The 23,190-nt window shown below is 34.4% G+C and carries 21 protein-coding genes and 1 pseudogene; 17 read left to right on the forward strand and 5 right to left on the reverse strand.

Annotated features, from left to right (window positions below; all coding sequences use genetic code 11):
* Positions 1–106: 106 nt before the first annotated feature.
* Positions 107–1,264: a glucose-1-phosphate adenylyltransferase gene (locus J0N78_RS17180; protein ID WP_209124339.1), complete on the reverse strand. Its 1,158-nt coding sequence runs from the start codon at positions 1,262–1,264 to the stop codon at positions 107–109.
* Positions 1,254–3,185 carry a 1,4-alpha-glucan branching protein GlgB gene (glgB, locus tag J0N78_RS17185; RefSeq protein ID WP_209124299.1) on the reverse strand — a complete coding sequence of 644 codons (1,932 nt, stop codon included), beginning with the start codon at positions 3,183–3,185 and terminating at the stop codon, positions 1,254–1,256. The genes J0N78_RS17180 and glgB overlap by 11 nt, the downstream gene beginning before the upstream one ends.
* A gap of 317 nt (positions 3,186–3,502) precedes the next feature.
* On the opposite strand from glgB, the gene J0N78_RS17190 reads away from it, so the two are divergent.
* The 15 genes from J0N78_RS17190 (at position 3,503) to J0N78_RS17260 (ending at position 17,981) form a co-directional block, all read left to right on the forward strand.
* Positions 3,503–4,204: a DUF2225 domain-containing protein gene (locus J0N78_RS17190; protein ID WP_209124300.1), complete on the forward strand. Its 702-nt coding sequence runs from the start codon at positions 3,503–3,505 to the stop codon at positions 4,202–4,204.
* A 152-nt stretch (positions 4,205–4,356) separates the two neighbouring features.
* The gene (locus J0N78_RS17195) at positions 4,357–4,812 is read left to right on the forward strand and encodes a chemotaxis protein CheX (protein WP_209124301.1); all 456 of its coding nucleotides are present in this window, start codon (positions 4,357–4,359) and stop codon (positions 4,810–4,812) included.
* Positions 4,813–5,256: 444 nt separating this feature from the next.
* Positions 5,257–5,661, forward strand: a complete 405-nt coding sequence (gene psiE, locus J0N78_RS17200; RefSeq protein ID WP_209124302.1) for a phosphate-starvation-inducible protein PsiE — start codon at positions 5,257–5,259, stop codon at positions 5,659–5,661.
* A 37-nt stretch (positions 5,662–5,698) separates the two neighbouring features.
* Positions 5,699–7,243, forward strand: a complete 1,545-nt coding sequence (locus J0N78_RS17205) for a bifunctional GNAT family N-acetyltransferase/carbon-nitrogen hydrolase family protein (protein WP_209124303.1) — start codon at positions 5,699–5,701, stop codon at positions 7,241–7,243.
* A gap of 190 nt (positions 7,244–7,433) precedes the next feature.
* Positions 7,434–7,937 (forward strand): FixH family protein, encoded by a 504-nt coding sequence (locus J0N78_RS17210; RefSeq protein ID WP_209124304.1) that lies wholly within the window; start codon positions 7,434–7,436, stop codon positions 7,935–7,937.
* Between the two features lie 67 nt (positions 7,938–8,004).
* A complete protein-coding gene (locus tag J0N78_RS17215) occupies positions 8,005–8,562 on the forward strand; it encodes a glycerol-3-phosphate responsive antiterminator (protein WP_209124305.1) in 558 nt (185 codons plus the stop codon).
* Positions 8,563–8,680: 118 nt separating this feature from the next.
* The gene (locus J0N78_RS17220; RefSeq protein WP_209124306.1) at positions 8,681–8,869 is read left to right on the forward strand and encodes a hypothetical protein; all 189 of its coding nucleotides are present in this window, start codon (positions 8,681–8,683) and stop codon (positions 8,867–8,869) included.
* A gap of 129 nt (positions 8,870–8,998) precedes the next feature.
* Positions 8,999–10,744 carry a phospho-sugar mutase gene (locus J0N78_RS17225; RefSeq protein WP_209124307.1) on the forward strand — a complete coding sequence of 582 codons (1,746 nt, stop codon included), beginning with the start codon at positions 8,999–9,001 and terminating at the stop codon, positions 10,742–10,744.
* 166 nt (positions 10,745–10,910) lie between these two features.
* Positions 10,911–11,225, forward strand: coding sequence for an ArsR/SmtB family transcription factor (locus J0N78_RS17230; RefSeq protein WP_209124308.1), 315 nt, complete (start codon positions 10,911–10,913; stop codon positions 11,223–11,225).
* A gap of 88 nt (positions 11,226–11,313) precedes the next feature.
* On the forward strand, positions 11,314–11,715 hold the full coding sequence (locus J0N78_RS17235) for an ArsI/CadI family heavy metal resistance metalloenzyme (RefSeq protein WP_209124309.1): 402 nt from the start codon (positions 11,314–11,316) through the stop codon (positions 11,713–11,715).
* Positions 11,716–11,731: 16 nt separating this feature from the next.
* The gene (locus J0N78_RS17240) at positions 11,732–11,935 is read left to right on the forward strand and encodes a hypothetical protein (RefSeq protein WP_209124310.1); all 204 of its coding nucleotides are present in this window, start codon (positions 11,732–11,734) and stop codon (positions 11,933–11,935) included.
* 175 nt (positions 11,936–12,110) lie between these two features.
* A complete protein-coding gene (locus tag J0N78_RS17245; protein ID WP_209124311.1) occupies positions 12,111–13,520 on the forward strand; it encodes a SpoVR family protein in 1,410 nt (469 codons plus the stop codon).
* Positions 13,521–13,928: 408 nt separating this feature from the next.
* Entirely contained in the window at positions 13,929–15,386 is a 1,458-nt protein-coding gene (locus J0N78_RS17250) for a PAS domain S-box protein (RefSeq protein ID WP_209124312.1), read from the forward strand.
* A 59-nt stretch (positions 15,387–15,445) separates the two neighbouring features.
* Positions 15,446–16,651 carry an aminotransferase-like domain-containing protein gene (locus J0N78_RS17255; protein ID WP_209124313.1) on the forward strand — a complete coding sequence of 402 codons (1,206 nt, stop codon included), beginning with the start codon at positions 15,446–15,448 and terminating at the stop codon, positions 16,649–16,651.
* 217 nt (positions 16,652–16,868) lie between these two features.
* Complete coding sequence (locus tag J0N78_RS17260) at positions 16,869–17,981, forward strand: histidine kinase N-terminal domain-containing protein (RefSeq protein ID WP_209124314.1); 1,113 nt, start codon at positions 16,869–16,871, stop codon at positions 17,979–17,981.
* 45 nt (positions 17,982–18,026) lie between these two features.
* Here J0N78_RS17260 and J0N78_RS17265 read toward each other — a convergent pair whose 3' ends face one another.
* The 3 genes and pseudogenes from J0N78_RS17265 to J0N78_RS17275 all read right to left on the reverse strand — a co-directional run bounded on the left by J0N78_RS17265 (position 18,027) and on the right by J0N78_RS17275 (position 20,115).
* Positions 18,027–19,382: a sodium-dependent transporter gene (locus tag J0N78_RS17265; protein ID WP_280637244.1), complete on the reverse strand. Its 1,356-nt coding sequence runs from the start codon at positions 19,380–19,382 to the stop codon at positions 18,027–18,029.
* A gap of 146 nt (positions 19,383–19,528) precedes the next feature.
* Positions 19,529–19,819, reverse strand: a complete 291-nt coding sequence (locus J0N78_RS17270) for a M48 family metallopeptidase (protein WP_209124343.1) — start codon at positions 19,817–19,819, stop codon at positions 19,529–19,531.
* Positions 19,753–20,115: pseudogene (locus tag J0N78_RS17275) on the reverse strand (LemA family protein). The gene J0N78_RS17270 and the pseudogene J0N78_RS17275 overlap by 67 nt, the downstream one beginning before the upstream one ends.
* Before the next feature lie 383 nt (positions 20,116–20,498).
* On the opposite strand from J0N78_RS17275, the gene J0N78_RS17280 reads away from it, so the two are divergent.
* Positions 20,499–21,269: an ABC transporter ATP-binding protein gene (locus J0N78_RS17280; protein WP_209124315.1), complete on the forward strand. Its 771-nt coding sequence runs from the start codon at positions 20,499–20,501 to the stop codon at positions 21,267–21,269.
* A gap of 18 nt (positions 21,270–21,287) precedes the next feature.
* Entirely contained in the window at positions 21,288–23,189 is a 1,902-nt protein-coding gene (locus J0N78_RS17285; protein ID WP_209124316.1) for an AMP-binding protein, read from the forward strand.
* Position 23,190 lies beyond the last annotated feature (1 nt).

Consider the following 23,190-nt stretch of genomic DNA (forward strand, 5'->3'; position numbering starts at 1 on the left):
CCCTCTCTACTAAGATCCTTTCTAATGTTGTATCTATGATCGTTAATAAGGTCCTCTCTAAAACCTTGTCTAGATCTTCAATCAAAATCTTATCCTCTAAGATCTTTTATCCATTTACAACGGCAATATCAGAAAGAATTGTATCTTTATCAATTACGACAATATCTTTTGGTGTACTTGGCTTAATAACAACATTATCTGGTATAATCGTACCTTCATTAATAACAGCCTTTTCTATTACTACATTCTTACCAACTTGAACGTTAGGCATAATTACAGAATCTTTGATTCGGCTATTTTCTTGAACTTCAACTCCGTAAAATAGAATGGAGTGATCAACACTACCATAAATTAAACAACCCTCATTAACCATGGAGCATTGTACAGTTCCTGTAGGTGCTATATATTGAGGAGGCTGATTAGGATTAACAGAATATATTTTCCAATTTGAATCATTTAATTGCAGGGAAGGTGAATCCTTTAATAAGTCCATATTTGCTTCCCAGAAGCTTTTAACTGTTCCTACATCCTTCCAATATCCTTTAAATGGAAATGCAATCAAACTCTTGTCATCAGCAAGCATTTTCGGAATAATATCTTTTCCAAAGTCGTTACTAGAATAAGGTTGCCTAGAGTCCTCTATTAAATAAGATTTAAGAACTTGCCAATTAAAGATATAAATTCCCATAGATGCTAGGTTGCTTTTCGGATTGGCTGGTTTTTCTTCAAATTCATTGATTCTTAAGTGGTCGTCAGTATTCATAATTCCAAAACGACTAGCTTCATCCCAAGGAACTTCAATAACTGAAATCGTAGCATCTGCGTTGTTTTTCTTATGGAAATCTAACATCGCAGCATAATTCATTTTATAAATGTGATCTCCAGACAGGATAAGAACATATTCTGGATCATATTGTTCAATATAATTAATATTTTGGAAGATGGCGTCTGCCGTTCCTTTATACCATGAACCACCTTTCTTTTCGATAAAAGGTGGGAGAGCAGAGAGTCCGCCGCTACGTCGATCTAAATCCCATGGACTTCCGATTCCTAAATGAGTGTTTAATGCTAATGGCTCATACTGAGTTAATACTCCAACTGTATCAATTCCAGAGTTTGTGCAGTTACTTAATGGGAAGTCGATAATTCGATACTTTCCACCAAAGTATACGGCTGGCTTAGCAATTTTCTTAGTTAAAAGACCTAATCGCTTGCCTTCCCCTCCTGCTAATAACATTCCCACACATTCCTTCTTATGTTTCATTGTCATCGCCTCGCTCTCTTTCTATTTCACTATCTTTTAACTTTAAAACTAGCATTGCTAGTGGAGGAACTTTAATCGTTAAACGATAAGGTTGGTTGTGCCAAGTCTTTTCTTTACTTAATAGTGGTTCGTCTAAAACTTGATTAGAGCCACCGAATTCTTGTCTATCACTATTAAATACTTCTATATAAGATCCCTTATTAGGAACGCCAATATGATAGTCATAACGAACAATAGGAGTGAAATTGCAAACAACGATAACAAAATCATTAGCTTCTTTACCTCTTCTAATGAAACTAACAATGCTTTGTTCATAGTCATGTGGGTCGATCCACTCAAAACCATCTGAATGATGGTCTAACTCCCATAATGTTTTTTCAGACTTATAGAATTGGTTAAGCGACTTCATATAGGTAGAAAAGTTTTGATGAGAAGGGTATTCCAGTAATTCCCAATCTAAATCTTCAAGATCTTTCCACTCATCAAATTGTCCAAATTCACTACCCATAAAAAGAAGTTTTTTTCCAGGGTGTGCCATCATATACCCAAGAAAAGCACGTAAATTAGCAAATTTTTGCCAATAATCTCCAGGCATTTTATTTAGCAATGACTTTTTTCCATGAACAACTTCATCATGTGATAAGGGAAGGATAAAATTTTCTGAGAAAGCATAAAAAAAGGAAAAAGTTATTAGTTGGTGGTGCCACTTTCGGTGAACCGGTTCCATTTCCATATATCGAAGCATATCGTTCATCCAGCCCATATTCCATTTATAGTTAAAACCTAATCCACCAACATATGTTGGTGCGCTTACTAATGGCCATGAAGAGGATTCTTCTGCCATCATGTAAGTGCTAGGAAAAGTTTCAAATACAGACTCGTTTAGTTTTCGAAGAAATTGAATGGCTTCTAGATTTTCATCTCCACCGTATTGGTTTAGAATTTTTTCCTCATCTTCTCTACCAAAATTTAAATAAAGCATACTAGATACAGCATCTACTCGTAGCCCATCAATATGGAACATGTCAAGCCAAAAAAATGCATTTGAAATTAAAAAGCTTATAACTTCAGAACGGCCAAAATCAAAGGACAAGGTTCCCCAGCCTTTTTTCTCTGCTTTTCGTTCGTCTGCGTATTCGTAAACAGGTTCCCCATCGAATAAACGAAGGCCGTGGTCATCTTTACAGAAATGACTAGGAACCCAATCTAATAAAACCCCAATTCCATTTTGATGACATTGATCAACGAAGTACATGAAATCTTTAGGTGTACCAAAGCGACTAGTTACTGAAAAAAAGCCTGTTGTTTGATATCCCCAAGATCGGTCATATGGGTGTTCGGTAATAGGCAATATCTCAATATGGGTATATCCCATTTCTTTAACATAATCAATTAGTGTTTTTGCAAGTTCCCGATATGTATAAAACTCCCCATTTTCTTTATGTTTCCATGATCCTAGGTGAACCTCATAGATGAGCAGTGGTTCATTTAATAAATTTTTAGATTTTTTCTTTTTTTGCCATGTCTCATCTCCCCAGTTGTAGTTAGTTAAATCAGTTACGATGGAGGCAGTTTGTGGACGTAGTTCGGAGTAGAAGGCGTATGGATCTGACTTCAGGATAATTCCTCCATGCTTAGAGTGAATTTCGTATTTGTAGATCGTTCCTTCTTCGATCTCTGGAATAAAGCACCACCAAACTCCTGACTCATTTAGTCTATGCATGGAGTGGTTTGTTCCATTCCAATTATTAAAATCTCCTACAATATGAACGGCTTTTGCATTAGGAGCCCAAACCGCAAATCTTATCCCGCTTACCCCCTCTCTTTCACAAAGGTGAGCACCAAATGTCTTGTAGCTGTAAAAAAGGTTGCCTTGATGAAATAAGTAAAGATCGTATTCGCTAAGCTTTTCAGTTTGCAAGAGGAACCTACAACCTTTCTAAAATAAAATTCTTAGTGTTACGTTTTCTACAAAATGAAAAGAATCCCTTTTGAATTTACATAAACTAAACAAAAAATAATGTTACAAAAACTAACAAAATTCATGTTGAAACGAAAAATGAAAACGCTTAATTTTAAAAAAAGGACAAAATAATGTTCGAAAAAAGTCACACTTTGTCATACAAGAAAGAAAACATAGTTCAAAAGTATTAAAAAATAATTTAGTGCTAGGTAGAAAGTTGTTTAGGTTTTATATTACAATAAAAGTAGAATACTAAACTCGAGCGGGTGATATCATTGTCTATTCAAGTCGAACCTTTATACGACAAAGAAATAACATGTTTGGTATGTGAAAAAAAATATTTTACAAAACGTATTCGATCGCGATTTATTCGAACGAAGAAAATAGAAAGTGACTTTTTTACAGTGTATAAAGACCTTAAGTGTAATCCCTATTATTATGAAGTTCATGTTTGTCCGAATTGTGGGTTTGCTGCATCTGAACATTTTTCAAATTATTTTCCTCCTGGTACTAAAGAAAAAGTTAATAAAGAATTATCATTGCATTGGAAGGAGAGAAATTTTGGAAATGAGCGAACAATTGATGAAGCAATTGCTACATACAAAATAGCAATTTTTTCAGCGACTTTAAAAAGTGAAAAGCACATTGTTTTGGCAGGGCTTTGTTTGCGATTAGGCTGGCTCTATCGAATAAAAAGAGATATTGAACAAGAAAAACGTTTTTTGCGTTTAGCTTTGAAAGAATATGAAAATTCATATGCTCTTTCTGACTTTGTAGGGACACAACTAACGGAAATAAGAGTATTGTATTTATTAGGAGAATTAAATCGAAGAGTAGGATCGGAAACAGATGCTGTTAAGTATTTTTCAAAAGTAATTCAACATCGTACACGGAATAGCGAAACCAAAGTACTAGAGATGGCAAGAGAACAATGGTATTTAATAAGGAATCGCGAAGAAAATGTTGTAATTCGATAGATAATTCCCAAAAAAGACAACACTTCAACAATAAATATGATAAAATTTACATATGAATATAGTTGCAGTAATAACCGATTACTATACTTCTATTTTAATTATTAAGTAGTAAATAGATTATTAAACTATTTATTTAGTGTGTGGGGGCTATTATGAATGTAAATCATGTCAATGCGATTTGTCGTGCAACACAAACCATCTTACAAAGTCATTTTGGAATAGAAGTGACACCGTTAAAACCGTCAGCAGGTAAAGGGCCGGTCCCTTCCAATCACGTGTCAGTCATTTTAGGTGTAAGTGGCCAATTAAATGGACAAATTATTTGTTCGTTTTCTGATGATACGGCAAAACGCATCGTAGGTGTCATGATGGGTGGAATGGAAATTGAGTCACTTGATGATTTAGGTTGGAGTGCAGTACAAGAGTTTGGAAACTGGGTAGCTGGTACAACAGCAACAGAACTTTCTAAAGAAGAATGTATTATTGATGTAACTCCGCCTATAGTAAATGAAGGTGCATCAAAGTATCACTCTAATAAAACGTTTGTGACGATTCCGTTAGATAGTCAAATCGGTTCAATAGAAGTTCATATTTCAGTTACGGATTAATAAAGAAAAAAGCAGCGACCTGCGTTTTCTACTTTTAGGCTGATGAGAAGTATATTCTCAGACAGCCTATTTTTATGTGAAAAGATAATTTGAAAAGGCTATAATATGTAATAGGGAAAATGATGTTAAAATTTGGCTCTTCACGCATAGCGTGAAAAACGGTCCAAAAGCAAAAAAGTTTACGAAAACAACCAAAAATTTTATGCCAAATCGAAACATAAATTGTCACTATGAAAAAAAGATATGTTTTTGCTTGGCTATAGGCTGAGAAATCTTAAAGTAGAAAAAAGTACGATAAAAGTTATCTGAGAGGTAGTAATGTTGACAAGAGTTGATGTCTTTATCCTTAACTGACACCTTTATTGGCATGGTTTTTGCATTAATATTAATGTCTGTGAAAACAAATTTATGGACATAAATATTAATAGAAATAAGGTGAACAAAATGTCAAAAAAGGGTGAAATATTTTCCGTATCAAAAGTGTTTCAATTTTTTTTAAATGTGTCACTTATACTCTTGTGTGTGTTTCTTTGTGTCTTGCTTTTAAAAGAGCTTTATCATTTTGGCGTGGTTATCGTTTTAAGTAAAAATGAAACGCATCTCTTAGAAGATGTCTTACTTTTTTTTCTTTATTTTGAATTCATCTCAATGATAGTCAAGTATTTTAGAGATAATTATCATTTTCCATTACGATATTTTATTTATATTGGGATTACTGCAATGACTAGAATTATAATAGTGGATCATACTGACCCGATAAACACACTTTTCTATGCTTTTGTAATTTTAATACTAATACTAGGATATTTTATTATTAATTACACTCCATTAAGTAGACCTAAGGGTTAATATTATATGATTCAGCAAACTAAAAGGAGTTGGAAAGATGACAAAAATAGACGTCTCAAAATTTGAGAAAAAAATAGAAATTCGAAATATAAAGGAAAAAGACTTTAAGGATATTATTGCTTTACAAAAAATTTGTTTTCCTAATATGGAACCATGGAGAATAGAACATCTTGAAAGTCATATTCACGTTTTTCCTGAAGGTCAGTTTGTTGTAGAGTATGATGGACAAATTATTGGGTCTTGTTCAAGTTTAATTATTAATTTTGATGAATATGATGATCAACACACATGGGATGAAATTACTGATAAAGGATATATAACTAATCATAATCCTGATGGTTATAATTTATATGGTATTGAAGTTATGGTTCATCCTGATTACCGGAAGATGAAGATAGGAAAACGATTGTATGAGGCGAGAAAAGACCTAGCGAGATCACTTAACTTAAAAAGTATTATTATTGGTGGTCGAATTCCTAATTATTATCAACATGCCATGCAATATACACCCCGTGAATACGTAGAGCAAGTGATGTTACATAATATATATGATCCGGTTTTAACATTCCAAGTGATGAATGGATTCACTTTAAAGAGAATTAACCCCAATTATTTACAAGATGATAAAGCATCGATGAAATACGCAACATTAATGGAATGGAATAACATTGATTTCCAACCAAAGACGAAACGGCATTTTCGAACAGCTTTCCCTGTACGTATTACAACGATCCAATATATGATGAAACGAATAGAATCATTTGAAGAGTTTGCGACTCAATGTGAATATTATACGGATGTTGCAGCGGGATATGGTTCTGACTTTGCTGTTTTTCCAGAGATTTTTACTACTCAGCTATTATCTTTCTTACCAGAAAAAAGCCCTAGTCAGGCGATCCGTCGCTTAACGGAGTATACAGAAGACTATATTAAATTATTTACAAATTTAGCGGTCAAATACAATGTGAATATTATCGGTGGATCTCATTTTGTTGAAGAGGAGAGTAAGGTATATAATATAGCTTATTTATTTAGAAGAGATGGGACGATTGAAAAGCAATATAAAATTCATATTACCCCAAATGAGCGTAAATGGTGGGGGATAAGTCCGGGAAATGAAATTAAAGTTTTTGATACGGATTGTGGGAAAATTACGATCCAAATTTGTTATGATATAGAATTTCCTGAACTTGCAAGAATAGCGGTTGATAAAGGAGCTAATATTATTTTTACCCCTTTCTGTACGGATGAACGTCAAGGTTACTTGCGAGTCCGGTATTGTGCACAAGCACGTGCTGTTGAAAATGAAGTATATACTGTGATTTCAGGAACGGTTGGTAACTTATCTCAAGTTGAAAATATGGATATTCAATACGCACAATCAGGAATATTTACTCCTTCAGACTTTGAATTTCCGCGTGATGGTATCGTTGGGGAATGTCATCCTAATATTGATACCGTAGTGGTAGGAGATGTTGATCTTGAAATACTTCGTCGTCATCGTCGGAGTGGAAGTGTTAACCAATTACGTAATCGTAGAAAAGATCTATATGAAATAAATTATAAGTTAGAAAAGAACTAAAACTTGTATCGAATGAATTAAGAAGAGGCTATCAATCAATTGGTGGATATCATTAGACCGTTTGATAGTCTCTTTTTCAAGCTCCAGATTGTCTTCTGTGGGCATTTCAATAAATGGCTTATGTTTCGAAATTTATTGTTTATTTCACACTTTCGATGGAAATGCTGTGATAAGAGAAAGGGTGAGAACGATGAATTTAGAACAAGTAGTAGTGAAGCGACCTATCATGACAATTTTTATTACTCTATCTTTTTTAATCATTACTGCCCTGCTATGTTATGCACTTTTTATCCGGGAGAATCTTATTACTAACTGGTCCATGGAGTTGGTTGGAAGTGACAATGTGATTACAGCAGGTACAACCAATGATCTTCATATCTTTCTTTATGATGAAGAAGGTCAACCAATTAAAGATGCCAATGTAAAAATAATTTTAGATATGCCAGAAATGGTTCACTATATTAAGAAGCCAATGAATCATGTAGAAAACGGGCTCTATGAAGCAGAAATTATTTTATCAATGGGTGGAACATGGATTGGATGGTTAGAAGCAAAGCGTAGTGGTGATACATATATTAATCAATTCATACTTCGTGCAGATGGTCGTGTGATGTCTAATGACTTTCGTGATCCGAAAGATTATTTTCATTTAGATCAACCTGTTCCACCTTCAGTTCAACATAAGTTAGATTAGTTCCCTCTAGTTGTTGACAAGTAGCAGGACTATTGGTTAAATGACTTAATGGAGGGAGGGCCTCGTAATGAAGTATACATTTAATGAACAAAAAATATTACCTGCTGCAAGAGATATCAAACAATTTGAAGAGTTGGTCGAAAGTCACTTTACATATATTATTTTATTAAATAGTCATATTGGACAGTTAAGAAGTTTAAATCGACTTGCGAAAAATAACAAAAAACAGTTACTTTTACATGCAGATTTAATACAAGGGTTAAAGAATGATGAATATGCAGCTCAATTTTTATGTCAAGATATTCGGCCGGCTGGATTAATTTCGACGAGGAAAAATGTAGTATTAACTGCTAAAAAGAGTGGATTAATTGCTATTCAAAGACTTTTTTTGCTCGATAGTATCGCACTTGAGTCGAGTTATAAATTATTAGAAGTAACTAAACCAGATTTTATTGAGGTTCTTCCAGGTGTCATGCCTCACATTATTACAGAGGTATATGAGGAAACTAAAATTCCAATTATCGCAGGTGGACTCATTAGAAGTAAAGAAGAAGTTGAAAACGCGATTAGTGCCGGAGCAGTTGCGGTTACTACTTCAAGAAGTGATTTGTGGGAATATGAGTGAGTCATCTTATAGAATATAAGTAGTATTCATTTTTACTAAATAAATAGGTTTAAAAATGTGAGCCGAAAAGAAAGTCTTCTTTTGGGCCATTTTTAATGTATTATAGAAGATCAGGAATATGTCTTTAATTTTGGCTGTTTTCGTAAACTTTGTTGCTTTTGGGCCGTTTTCTGAAAATAAAATAGCCTTTTCAAGACAAATTCATTTGTCTGAACGGCTATTTTACTTTCAAAATCTTCACGCTATGCGTGAAGAGCCTAGCATCCGCTTGGCTTACGGTCCAAAAGCTAAAAGCAACAATCTTTGAGAAAAGAGCCTTAATTTTTACAAAAAATTAGTAAGATGCTTGCAGGAATGACAAATTTTTTAGGGAAATAAAATAAGAGTTTACTAATAAAACTAAATGTTAGCACATGTAGAAGACAAGGAGGAGACTATGGTCTGGAAACAAGCTTATAGTAGATGGGTGAATTTTGGTGGTTTAGAAACGGATTTAAAAGAGGCCTTGGAGAACTTAAAGGAAGATGAGATCCGATTGGAAGATTGTTTTTATAAAGGGTTAGAGTTTGGTACTGGTGGTATGCGAGGAGAAATTGGTCCTGGACCTAACCGCATGAATACATATACAATTCGCAAAGCTTCTGAAGGCTTTGCTCGATATATTTCAGAATTTGGAGCAGAAGCAAAAAAGCAAGGAGTTGTTATTGCTTATGATTGCAGGCATAAATCTCCTGAATTTGCTAAAGAGGCCGCTTTAACATTAGGAAAGCATGGGATTCAAACCTACTTATTCCGTGATTTACGTCCAACCCCAGAGCTATCTTTTGCTGTCCGGTACTTAAAAGCGTTTGGGGGAATTGTCATTACAGCGAGTCACAATCCTCCTGAATACAATGGATATAAAGTATATGGTCCAGATGGTTGTCAACTTCCGCCAGGACCAGCAAACGCTCTGATTGAAAAGGTTAATGAAGTAGAAGATGAATTATTAATTGATGTAGCTAGTGAAAGCGATTTAAAAGCATCTCAACTATTAAAAGTAATTGATGAAGAAATTGATTTAGCCTACAATAATGAATTACAAACGATTATCGTCAATCCAGAGATGGTCGTCGCAAAAGGAAGTGATGTAAACATTGTATTTACACCTCTTCACGGAACAGCTAATATCCCTGTTCGCCGTGTATTGGAAACGAGCGGGTTTAAAAATATTGTTGTAGTAAAAGAACAAGAGCTACCAGATCCGAATTTCTCAACAGTTAAGTCTCCAAATCCCGAAGAGCATGCTGCGTTTGAAATTGCCATTCAGTATGGAAATGAACACGATGCAGATGTATTAATTGCTACCGATCCCGATGCAGATCGAGTAGGAATTGCGGCGAGAAATGACCAAGGAGAATACGTTGTATTAACAGGAAATCAAACCGGAGCTCTTATGCTAGAATATATTCTTTCACAAAAGCAAGAGCAGGGAAGTCTCCCGGAAAATGGAGTAGTATTAAAGACGATAGTTACTTCTGAATTAGGAAGAGTGATTGCCGAGGAGTATGGACTTGAAGCGGTTGATACGCTGACAGGCTTTAAGTTTATCGGTGAAAAAATAAAAGAATATGAAGAAACAGGATCGAAAAAGTTTTTATTTGGTTATGAGGAAAGCTATGGTTATTTAGTTGGAGACTTTGTTCGTGATAAAGATGCTGTTCAAGCTTGCTTATTAGCTGCTGAGATGGCAACGTATTATAAATCTCGGGGAATGACATTATATGAAGGGCTTTTGGAAGTATTTGAAAAATATGGATTTTATCAAGAAGGGTTAGAATCACTAACGTTAAAAGGTAAAGCAGGAGTAGAACAAATACAGTCAATCCTTTCTTATTTCAGGCAAAACCCACTACAGGAGCTAGTTGGAGAAAAAGTGACGATTGCAGAAGACTATCAAACCCAGGAACGTGCTTACTTAATCGAGAACCGTAATGAAGCTTTATCGTTACCTGTATCAAATGTATTGAAATATACATTAGAGGATGGGTCATGGATATGCATGCGTCCATCAGGTACTGAACCGAAAATTAAATTTTATTTTGGTGTGAAGCGCCCAACTTTGGAAGAAAGTCAAGAATGGTTAAAAGAACTTAAAATACAGTTAATGAATCAAATCAATCAATTAATTGAACAACGATAATGGAATGGGAAAAGGGGCGATTTAAATAGAATCGACTCCTTTTCTTCTTTTATAAATTATTTTGTCGAACTGTTACATCAAAAAAAATTGATTTTTTAGTTGTAAAAAGAAAAATATGGGTATACAATATTATTAACAGGATGATAATTTTTGGTGGTGAAAAAAAGTGAAGGAAATTCCACTTTTAGATCTAAACTTAGAAAGAACTTTTGCGGAATACGAAGCGAAGTTTAAAGCATTAGCGGATAAGAAACGGCTTGAAATTATGTATGAATTAACACAACGGGGAAAGGTTTGTGTCTGTGATTTATGTGATACCTTTCAAATGCCGCAATCGAAAATTTCTTATCATTTAAAGATTCTTTTAAATGCAGCTTTAATAAAGAAGGAAACGAAAGGGACTTGGAGTTATTATATGCTTAATGATGAACAAGTAAATCATCTTCTTTCAGAACAATTATGTTGTTTGTTTCGAGGCTAGTAATAAACCTTGGTCTCGATTTTTGATAAATAAATCAATTTTTTTTGATTTAAACATCAATATTATTTGATTAAAGGGGCGATTTTTAATGAATATTCATGTTGGATTAAATGTTACAAGTTTATCTGAGTCAATTAAGTTTTATACGAAACTATTTGCAGCGGAACCAGTAAAAGTAAAAGAAAATTATGCAAAATATTTAATTCCTGCCTTGTCTTTAAACTTTACTCTAAATGTCCGTCCGACAGTCGAAGGAAATCAAATTAATCATTTTGGTATTCAAGTAGACCGACCTGAAGACATTAATAATCATAAAGATCGCATGAATGACCAAGAAAGCTTAACCCGAGAAGAAATGAATACGGTTTGTTGTTATGCCAGACAAGATAAATTTTGGGTTACAGATCCAGATGGAAATGAGTGGGAGTTTTTCTATACATGGGAAGATACAGAGCAAGAAAGTATAAAATCAAATAATTGCTGTAATTGAAAGGAGAATGGAAAATATGAATGAATTCGAATATCGTGCTTTAGCTAAATATAAACAAGAAAATATTAAGAAGGTGTATCAAGAAGTGAACAGGGGAAATAAAGTTGATAAGAAAGAACGTTTTAATATAATGAGGTTATTGATGAGTCTAGTTTCAAAGAAAAAAACAGTAAAGAGTCAACATCCATGTTGTAAAACACAGTGCTGTCCAACAGTATAAATTTGCGGGAGAACTAAATAGTTAATAGATAGATCACTAGAAGATGCAGTTGTAATCAAAATTAGATACAACTGCATTTTGTTTCATTTAATTTTGCCGAATCTATAATTCCTTCTCATCATTTGTCTTTCTTTTTCATAAATTGTTATAACGGAAGACTAGAGGAGGGTCGACTATGCTACCGCATGAACAAAAGGAGTTAGAATATGCAATTAATGAAATTACTGAGATTGCCCAAGGTTTTGGTTTAGACTTTTTCCCGATGAGGTATGAAATCTGTCCTGCTGATATCATTTATACGTTTGGTGCATATGGGATGCCGACACGATTTTCCCATTGGAGTTTTGGGAAACAATTTCACAAAATGAAACTCCAGTATGATTTAGGTTTAAGTAAAATTTATGAGTTGGTTATTAACTCTGATCCTTGTTATGCTTTTCTACTCGATTCAAATACCCTTGTCCAAAATAAACTTATTGTAGCTCACGTTTTAGCTCATTGTGACTTTTTCAAAAATAATGTCCGGTTCTCAAATACGAGACGGGATATGGTTGAAAGCATGAGTGCAACAGCAGAGCGAATTTATCGTTATGAAATGATTTATGGAAGAGAAGAAGTTGAGAAGTTTTTGGATGCCATATTATCGATCCAAGAACATATTGATCCAAGTCTCTTACGCTCTAAGTTAGCTTGGTCACTTGATGAAGAAGAGGAAGAGGTAGCTCCAAAAGTAAACTCTCCTTATGATGATTTATGGGAACTTGAAGATAAAAAGCCCGTTGAACGAAAAAAGAAGAAGAAGAAGTTTCCGCCTAAACCGGAAAAAGACTTATTGTTATTTATAGAAGAGTATAGTCGTGAACTTGAGCCATGGCAGAGGGATATATTGACGATGATGAGGGAAGAGATGCTTTACTTTTGGCCACAACTAGAAACAAAAATTATGAACGAAGGATGGGCCTCGTACTGGCATATTAGAATAATGAGAGAGCTCTCCTTAACAACAGATGAGGCCATTGAATATGCAAAACTAAATTCTGGTGTTGTTCAACCTTCAAAAACAAGCATTAACCCATACTATCTTGGTTTAAAGATCTTTGAAGATATTGAGGAGCGGTATAACAATCCAACAAAGGATATGCAGGAGCGACAAGGAGTTACACCTGGAAGTGGAAGGGAAAAAATTTACGAGGTTAGAGAAATAGAGTCAGATATTTCTTTCATTCGAAACTACTTAACGAAAGACCTCGTCAATCGAGAAGATTTATTTTTATTCCAAAAACAAGGTTCGGATTATAAAATTATTGATAAAGAATGGGAGAATATTCGTGACCAGCTCGTTCAGTCAAGAGTTAATGGAGGTTTTCCATATATTACGGTAACAGATGGCGATTATTTAAAAAATGGAGAGTTGTACATTACCCATCAATATGAAGGCACTGAATTAGATGTCGGTTATTTAGAAAAGGTTATGCCTTATATTCATCAATTATGGGGGCGATCGACTCATATGGAAACAGTAATCAATGATAAGAAAATCGTATTTACGTATGATGGAAAGAAAATGCACAGGAAATACTTGTGATGCGTAAGAACCACATTCAATAGGGGTGTGGTTCTTATTTTTTGGCTCTTTTCTAAAAGATTGTTGCTTTTAGCTATTGGACCGTTAACCAAGCGGAAAGCTTGGTTCTTCACGCTTTGGCGTGAAGCCTTTGAACATAAATCAGCCAGATGGACAAATGAATTTGTCCATCTGGCTGATTTATGTTCAAAAAACGGTCCAATAGCAACAAAGTTTACGAAAACAGCTTATTTTTTAGAAAATGTTCTTTTCAAATGTTTGCTGCAAAGTTTACGAAAGCAGCCTAGTAAATAGAACAAATTTACAAATTACAGGAAAAATTGTTACTTTAATGATCAAACTAAGGTAAAATAAAAGTAATATTGACCTAGCGGTGATAGAAATACTCTTAGTATGGAGGATACTGGTGTGATTAAACTTTCTAATAGTCAAGTAGAACAGGCTTTATATCAGAATGCTTTTGAGTATGCCTCTAACGGTAAAGCAATCGTTACGTTAGATGGAAGGCTTTATATGGTTAATAGGACATTATGTAATATTTTAGGCTTTTCTAAAGCCGATTTACATAATCTATATTTACCACAACTCTGTCATCCTGATGATCTACAGAAGACTACATACTTATTTAATGGTAATCCTCCTGATATTGAAGGTAAAATTATTATTGATCAACGATTTATACAAAAAAATGGTGACGAGATTTGGGTAGCATTACATTTTTCGTTGCTAAACATGCAAGAAAACAAAGATACGTCTCTCTACCTTGTTGATATTTATGATATTAGTAAACAAATTGAAAAAGAGAAAGAATTGAAGAAGTTTCATCAAATTCATCAATTAATCTTAGATTCCATCTCAGATGGCATCTATGGAATAGATTTAAATGCTAATGTCATCTTTTGGAATAAAGCAGCTGAAGAGATGGTAGGTTTTGAACGGGAAGAATTGATAGGAAGTAATTTCCATGATTTAATTCACCACACGAATAAGCAAGGTGAGAACGTTTCAATTGAAGAATGCCCAGTATATAAATCGTTAAGAACTGGGGAAATTATCCACGTAGCAGACGATGTATTTTGGCGAAAAGATGGATCAAGCTTTGATGTAGAGTATATGACAAATCCGATTATAGAAAATGATCAATATATTGGCTCAGTTGTTACGTTTAGAGATATAACGGAAATTAAAAAGACAAAGGAATTTCTACAGAAATCAGAAAAACTATCATTAGTCGGGCAGATGGCAGCAGGCATTGCCCATGAAATTCGAAATCCTTTGACCTCCTTAAAGGGGTTTTTACAACTTATCCAATCGGGGGAATCAGAGAAACAACTTTATTATAAAATCATGAATGAAGAATTTAATCGAATTGAATTAATACTAAATGAATTACTCTTATTAGCTAAACCAAATGCAACAACATTAAGTGACAAAAATATAATTGCAATTCTAGACCAAGTAGTGGCTATCCTTCAACCACAATGTAATATACAAAATGTACAAATTAATTGTAATTATTCTGAAGCAGAACTATTAGTTAATTGTGATGAGAACCAATTAAAGCAAGTGTTTATCAACTTAATCAAAAATGCGATTGATGCAATGCCAAATGGCGGTGAAATTTCCCTTGAAGTTAAACGAGAAGAGGATCAGGTGATGATTAGCGTAAAGGATCAAGGAATTGGCATACCTGAGGACAAACTTGAAGCGATTGGCCGACCATTTTTCTCAATGAAAGAAAACGGTACGGGTTTGGGACTGATGATCTCATTTGGCATCATTGAAAATCACAATGGAAAAATATCAGTAACGAGTAAAGAAAATATTGGTACGACGTTTACTGTGAATTTTCCTTATCCTTATTGACTTTCTTTCGGAATAAGGTATATTTATTTAAAATTCCGAATAAATTAGAGGTGTAAATTATGAAATATGCATTTGCAAAACGAGTACGTCATCTTCAATCTTCGGCTGTTCGAGATATTTTAAAGGTAGTTTCAAAAGGAAATGTCATTTCATTTGCAGGCGGCCTACCTGACGATGATTTGTTTCCTCTTGATGGTATTAGAGAAGCTTTTGAGGAAACATTCAGGTCTGGGAAGAAGTCATTACAATATATTGAAACAGAAGGGTTTCTGCCACTTCGAGAATTATTAATTGAGCGGATGAAGCGAAAAAATATTGATTGCTACAATTCAGAAGAAATATTACTAACGACTGGTTCGCAGCAAGCGATTGATTTATTTTCTCGGGTAACGTTTAATCCTGGAGATATTATTCTAACTGAAAATCCGACCTACCTAGCAGCACTACAAGTTTTTGAATCATATGAGGCGAAAGTCATTCCAGTAGAGTCCGATGAGCATGGTATGGTTGAATATGATTTAATACAAAAAATTAAAAAATATAAACCGAAGTGCATATATGTTGTTCCTACCTTTTCAAATCCAGCGGGAAAAGTGTGGTCGAACGAGCGTAGAAAAATGGTCTTAAGACTCGCACAAAAATATCATGTGATTATTTTTGAAGATGACCCTTACGGTGATATACAATTTGATCCAAATGAAACGTATTATCCAATTGCTTCTTTTGATGAAGAAGGTACGCATGTTTTATATACAAGTACGTTTTCTAAAACAGCAGTGCCTGCATTGAGAACAGGGTGGATTGCTGGACCACATCAAATTATTAGAATTATGTCCCAAGCGAAGCAGGCAAATGATTTACATTCGAATTCCTTATCGCAACAAGCGCTATTTCATTTGTGTAATAATTTTGATTTGGATGGGCATATTCGTAATTTGATAGAGGTGTACCAATCTAGGATGAACATTATGTTACGTGAATTAGAAAAAGCAAACCTCCCTGGCATGTCTTATGTCGTTCCAAAAGGCGGTATGTTTTTTTGGATCGAACTAGATAAAAGAATTAATACAACAGAATTACTTAACATAGCGGTAAAAAAAGGTGTTGCCTATGTTCCAGGAGCTCCTTTTTACGTAGGAAAAGGGAAGCAAAACACATTGCGCTTAAACTATACCCACTCGACTCCGGAAAAGTTAGAAGCAGGAATGAAAATATTAACAGATGTCATTAAGGAGCATACTCCGTCTAAAGAAATTGTACGATAGAATAAAAGGAATACATTTAAATTTTAAATACAAGAGGCATCGGCAGGGCATTATTGCTCCTGCCTTATTTAATATAATAAGAGGTATAAATTTCGCATAGTGTTGGATATAAGTATCTATTTAAATAACAAACTATTTTGAAAATAATTGTCGGATTATTAATTCTTTTGTATAGTAGAGGTAGAGATTGTTAAATAGGTATGAAGGAGATTATATAATGGTAGAGGTAGAAGACAAATTTTGTAAATATTTAGAGGTAAATACAGAAAGATTTCTTTCCTATTGGAGGAGAAATGTACGTATTTCTGATGCTGACCTATTTTCAGATACTGTTCAAGATAATGGGAAAGCTATGTTTGAGCTCCTAATATATTGTTTGAAAAACCCTTACCAAGATGAAGTAGTTAAAGACCTAGCATATAAAGTTGCGATCGAACGTGCGACAACTGACGTAAATATCGGTGAATTTATTTACAATGTGAACCTAGGGAGAAGTGTTATTTTTCAATCACTAGAAGAAATTGATTTATCAGTGAAAAGCTTGCAACCGATTATTAATAAAATTAATTTTTGTTTTGATCAATTTATATACCATGCTGTATATAAGTATACTGAACTAAAAGATGTACAATTACAAGATAAAAACTTATTTATAGAGCAATCTCATAAAGATCGATTGACACTCCTTGGTCAAATGTCTTCAAGTTTTGTCCATGAATTTAGGAATCCGCTGACTGCTGTAATGGGGTTTGTAAAATTACTGAAAGAAGAAGACAAAGAGGTTAAATATATAGATATCATTATGCATGAATTGGAACAATTAAATTTTCGAATCTCTCAATTTTTACTAGCTTCGAGAAGAGATACTAATTCCCATCAGCATAAAGAGGATTTTGATATAAAGGTGTTAATTGATGAAATTATTGAGTTTGTCTATCCGAGTATTGCTGATGGTGATGTAGTTGTACTGACTGAAATTGGTGAACAGAAAACTGTAAAAGGCTACCGTGAGGAAATTCGTCAAGTGTTTATTAACTTAATCATGAACTCAATTGATGCACTAAAGAATAATGATGATAAAAAAGAGATCAAAATCGAATCAAATGTTACAGCAGATGGGAAAATAAACATTTCAGTTTCAAATAATGGACCTACCATTCCAAAACATGTACAAAGTACGATATTTGAACCATTTTTTACTACCAAAAAGTTAGGTACAGGTATTGGTCTGTATGTAAGTAAAAAAATTATTGAAAAACATAATGGGGAAATTACTTGTTTTTCTAATGATGAAATTACTACCTTTACCGTTACTTTACAACTAGAATAAATAAACAAAGCGTGTATGTCAGTTTAACACACACGCTTTTTGTCGTTAAAAAAGTCCGATTGCACTTAAGAAAATCAGCACGATTGCGATTGGAGCGATAAATCGAAGGATAAAAATCCAAAGGTGGCCAATGAATGTATCACCGAAATCAGATTCTTTCATCGCCTCTGACTTATTCCAACCCCATCCTACAAATAATGCAATAATTAATCCACCGATTGGTAAAAAAATGTTAGAAGCTAGAAAATCCATACTATCCAATATACTTTTATTAAAGATGGTAATATGTGACCAAGCTCCTAAGCCTAAAGAAGAAGGGATGCCAAGTAAGAAAATTATGCTACCAATAACGATGGTAGCAAACCTACGACTCCAGCTAAATCTTCTAATAAAATAAGCCACAGCAACTTCAAGAAGTGAAACAGCTGATGAAAGACCAGCTGCTACTAGTAAGAAGAAGAAGGCTAATCCGACCAATCCACCAAGTGCTATGCTATCAAAAATATCAGGAAGTGTCACAAAGGCAAGGCCTGCACCATAGCCCGGTTCAATTCCAAAAGCAAAAACAGCCGGGAAAATCATAATTCCAGCAATAACTGCAAACAATGTATCCAGTGATGCTACGCTGTATGCGGCACCAGGTAATTTTTCTTCTTTTGATAAATAACTACCATACGTTATAAGGGCTCCCATACCTAAGCTGAGAGAGAAAAATGCTTGACCTAGTCCTGCTAAGTATACTTCTGGATTTTTGAAGGCAGACCAGTCAGGTGAAAATAAAAATAATAGTCCTTCTTTAGCCCCTCCTAACGTTAAACTGTACCCTGCTAAAACAATCAATAAAACTGCTAGAATAGGCATTAAAATTTTATTTGTTTTTTCAATCCCATTTTTTACCCCAATTAATACTACGGCAATTGTAAGTCCCATAAAAATAAATTGCCAAATAATTGGGTAAGTAGGATGGGTAATGAAGGTATCAAAATAAGCTCCGTATCCTTCAGATGGAGCGCTCCACAGTGTACCTGTTAAATAATTAGTAAAATAAAATAAAGTCCAACCCGCAATTACTCCATAAAAAGAAAGAATAATGAACGCTGAAGCTACTCCTATAAATCCACCAATTACCCAGGGTTTTCTTGGCGCCAGTGTTTGAAATGAACCAACGACATCACTCTGCGCACGTCGGCCGATTGTAAATTCTGCCATTAAGATGGGAATACCGATTAATATTATACAAAGAAAATAAATTATTAAAAATGCGGCTCCGCCATTCTCTCCTGTTACATAAGAAAAACGCCATATATTACCTAGCCCAACAGCTGACCCCATGGCTGCCAAAATAAATCCTAGGCGTGATCCCCATTGTTCTCTTGGTTGATTTCCTAGTTGATTATTCAAGAAATTTCCTCCTTTAAACCGTTAAAGATAAACAAGCGATATTAATATAACATAAAATTTAAATATATTCGACATAGTTTGACATATTTCTTTAGTTTGGGAGAAAAAACAAAAAAGACTTAAAGTAAGTGTAGTGTACCCTTACTTTAAGTCTGATAATCATTAACTACATTAGGACTTGGATCATTAATAATATATATCTTAGGTTGAGGGATTCGAGCTACCATTGCTAGATTTTCAACTGAGTTCCATAAATGTGGATGATCAGTTTTTGTCGCAACTTCTTTTGCATGGTTCATTCTCATGACGACATTCGTACTTGAAAGCACCATAAATAGTGCATATGCTCCACCAATGACGATCGCCATTACTATACAAATATAGATTTCTTTATATGAAATATAAGTAAATGTTGCACCAACTGCCATAACAAACAAAATAAATACTGTATCTTCGTATTGTACTTCATCACGGTATTATTATAGAGCTGTCTTGCATACGCTATTTCATTTTCTGTTGCGGAAAGCTCTTCTTAAAGCATCATAAAGTTCTGGTTTGCTTTTAAATCCGGGTATGCTTCTCTTAGGGCAAATAAATTTTTTAATGCACCCGTTAATTCATTAATTACATTCATCTGTGCTTGTCTAGAGTTTGTAGGAGCTACAATTTTATTACGAAGCTCTACGACTAAGAATATCGTTAGGTTTCGTTTTTTTAAAGAATAAGAAAGCATAAATTTAGAGGATGTCTAGCTGCAGGTGTCATCGGCTCGAGGTCGCTTCGGTCCATCAAACGTGTCTAAAAGTCAAGACACTAATTGCTGGTCCTCCAGCGCTTGTCGCCGATAAGCAGACACCTTCCGCTTTTCATGTCTAGCTGCAGGTGTAATCGGCTCGATGAATCTCGCCGTGTTTCCTTTATCTCATACGGTGGGGCTCCAGTCCATACGCCGCTGAACGGGCGCTTGCGTTTTTCTTGGTAAGCTAGTATATACATAATTCAGTTTTGAATTTTCTTAAAATTATAAATTTTGTGTTGACATGAACACATGCTCATCTTTATAATCATGATAGCGCTTACAAATTACCAGATTAATGAGAAAAAGGGGGAAATTGCATGGGAGCTATATTGGAGGTGGAAAATGTTTCACTTCAATTTGGTGGTGTTAAAGCATTGAATGATGTTAGCTACCATATTAATGAAGGTGAAATTTTTTCGCTCATCGGGCCAAATGGTGCCGGAAAAACGAGTATGTTGAATTGCATTAGTGGCTTATATCGTCCTTCAAATGGTTCGATTCGTTTCAAAGGCCAAGAAATTTTAAATATGAAGCCTTATAAAAGAACGACGCTAGGTATTTCTAGAGCCTTCCAAAATATTGCCCTTTTTGCTCATATGTCAGTACTTGATAATTTAAAGTTAGGGCGACACACTTTAATGAAATCAGGTTTATTGAAGGGTGGAATATATTGGGGAGCAGCACAGAAGGAAGAAGTGGTGCACCGAAGATCGGTAGAAGAGGTGATTGACTTCTTACAATTGCAAGATTATCGTCATACTCCAGTTGGTACTCTTTCTTATGGGTTACAAAAAAGAGTAGAAGTAGGAAGAGCACTCGCTTTAGAGCCCGAATTAATACTTTTAGATGAGCCAATGGCAGGTATGAATTCCTCCGAAAAAGAAGATATGTCGAGATTTATATTAGATATGCATGAACTAAAAAATATAACTGTTGTATTAATTGAGCATGATTTAGGGGTTGTTATGGACTTATCTGATTCGATTGCCGTACTAGATTTTGGAAAACAAATAGGATTTGGCACTCCTACTGAAATTCAAAATAATCAGGATGTCATTAAAGCTTATATTGGTGAGGAAGCTATTTAAGGGAGGAGGACTAATAGGATGTCAACAGAAAAAACATTACCCTATCTTTTAATTGAACGAGGAATAAAGATGGGTGACCAAGTAGCATTGAGACAAAAAGAGCTCGGTATATGGAATGAAATTACGTGGGCTGAATATTTGGAAAATGTTCGTACATTAAGTTTAGGGCTTGCCTCTGAAATAGGTTTTAAAAAAGGTGATAAATTAGCCATTCTAGGAGATAATCGACCGCAGTGGTTATATTCGCAGTTGGCCGCACAATGTTTAGGTGGGATTGCAGTAGGAATTTACCAAGATGCAATGGGTGATGAGTTGATTTATTACTTAAATCATTGTGATGCAAAAGTTGTCATCGCTGAAGATCAAGAACAGGTAGATAAGCTACTTGAAATAGAAGATTCGATCCCATTTGTAGAAAAAATAATTTATTACAATAATAAAAGTTTGAGGAAATATACGAATCAAAAATTGATTTATATGAAAGATTTGCAAGTAAAAGGGGAGGCCTTTGATCAGAAGAATCTAGAGTTTTTTCGTGAAAAAACTGAACAGGTACTCGGAAGTGATGTTGCAATCATTTCGTATACATCTGGTTCAACTGGGGATCCAAAAGGGGTAATGTTAAGTCATAGTAACTTAATCCAGACAGCATTCAGTCTAGCAGAAGTAGATCGTATGGAAGAAAAAGATGATTACTTATCATTTTTACCACTTGCTTGGATAGGAGAACAAATGATGAGTATAACGATGTCACTTTGTAAAGGAGTAGCAGTCAACTTTCCTGAACAACCGACTACTGTACTCAACGATTTGAGAGAAATCGGTCCACACTCATTATTTGCTCCACCAAGGACATATGAAAATATGATTTCAAGATTTAAGCTGAGAATCGATGGTACGACTTGGTTTAAAAGAAAAGTTTACGAATTTTTTAAGCCGTACGGAAATATAGTGGCAGATGCAAAATTAAACAATAAAAAGGTTACATTTACTACGAAATTGATGTATGGGATAGGTGATTTCCTCATCTTTAGTGCTATTCGTGATCATCTTGGATTATCACGAATTAAGCGTGTTTACAATAATGGAGCTCCACTTGGAGAGGAAGCAATCCATTTCTTTCATTCGCTAGGAGTTAATGTGAAGCAGTGCTACGGTGCAACAGAAGTGTGTGGGATTGCGTTTGTGCAAAGAGATAATGATATGAGTCTAACAAGTGTCGGACTACCTTTACCAAATACACAAGCTAAAATTTCAGAAGAAAATGAAGTACTTATAAAAAGTCCAGGTCAATTTATTGGATATTATAAAGAACCATATATCGAAAATTCACTATCAGATGAATGGATTCCATTAGGAGATCACGGAAAGTTGGATGATGATGGTCATCTGTATATTAAAGATCAGCTAAAGAGTATTTTTACTACATTAAATGGCGAGACCCTTGCACCAAGCTATTATGAGAATAAGTTAAAAAATAGTCGTTTTATTAAAGAAGCACTCGTTTACGGTAAGAATAAGCCGTATTTAGTATCGATGATCAACATTGATATGGCAAACGTAGGACGTTGGGCTGAAAAAAATCAAATTGTTTATACAACCTATGCGGATTTATCAACAAAAAAGGAAGTGCTCCAATTAATTGAAAAAGAAGTTGCTCGTATTATGAAAGCTATGAAAACTGAAGCAAAAATTAAAAAGATTGTCATCTTCAATAAAGAGCTTGATGCCGATGATGGTGAACTAACACGTACACAAAAAATCCGTCGTAGTTACTTAGAAGAAAAATACCAATCTCTTCTCGAAGGGTTATACTCATCAAACGGTCAAGTGACTTTAACCTACAATGACAGAAATCAAAATGATGTGAATACAAACTTAGAAGTCATTGATTTAGATACAAATAAGGAGGTGGCATAAA

Source organism: Alkalihalobacillus sp. BA299, assembly GCF_017745675.1.
Classification (GTDB): Bacteria; Bacillota; Bacilli; order Bacillales; family Bacillaceae_F; genus Alkalihalobacterium.

Coding starts and splice junctions, on each gene's coding strand:
- J0N78_RS17180 (WP_209124339.1), bottom strand. CDS start 1,264: ATGAAACATAAGAAGGAATGTGTGGGAATGTTATTAGCAGGAGGGGAA.
- J0N78_RS17195 (WP_209124301.1), top strand. CDS start 4,357: ATGAATGTAAATCATGTCAATGCGATTTGTCGTGCAACACAAACCATC.
- psiE (WP_209124302.1), top strand. CDS start 5,257: ATGTCAAAAAAGGGTGAAATATTTTCCGTATCAAAAGTGTTTCAATTT.
- J0N78_RS17205 (WP_209124303.1), top strand. CDS start 5,699: ATGACAAAAATAGACGTCTCAAAATTTGAGAAAAAAATAGAAATTCGA.
- J0N78_RS17210 (WP_209124304.1), top strand. CDS start 7,434: ATGAATTTAGAACAAGTAGTAGTGAAGCGACCTATCATGACAATTTTT.
- J0N78_RS17215 (WP_209124305.1), top strand. CDS start 8,005: ATGAAGTATACATTTAATGAACAAAAAATATTACCTGCTGCAAGAGAT.
- J0N78_RS17220 (WP_209124306.1), top strand. CDS start 8,681: ATGTCTTTAATTTTGGCTGTTTTCGTAAACTTTGTTGCTTTTGGGCCG.
- J0N78_RS17225 (WP_209124307.1), top strand. CDS start 8,999: ATGGTCTGGAAACAAGCTTATAGTAGATGGGTGAATTTTGGTGGTTTA.
- J0N78_RS17235 (WP_209124309.1), top strand. CDS start 11,314: ATGAATATTCATGTTGGATTAAATGTTACAAGTTTATCTGAGTCAATT.
- J0N78_RS17240 (WP_209124310.1), top strand. CDS start 11,732: ATGAATGAATTCGAATATCGTGCTTTAGCTAAATATAAACAAGAAAAT.
- J0N78_RS17245 (WP_209124311.1), top strand. CDS start 12,111: ATGCTACCGCATGAACAAAAGGAGTTAGAATATGCAATTAATGAAATT.
- J0N78_RS17255 (WP_209124313.1), top strand. CDS start 15,446: ATGAAATATGCATTTGCAAAACGAGTACGTCATCTTCAATCTTCGGCT.
- J0N78_RS17260 (WP_209124314.1), top strand. CDS start 16,869: ATGGTAGAGGTAGAAGACAAATTTTGTAAATATTTAGAGGTAAATACA.
- J0N78_RS17280 (WP_209124315.1), top strand. CDS start 20,499: ATGGGAGCTATATTGGAGGTGGAAAATGTTTCACTTCAATTTGGTGGT.
- J0N78_RS17285 (WP_209124316.1), top strand. CDS start 21,288: ATGTCAACAGAAAAAACATTACCCTATCTTTTAATTGAACGAGGAATA.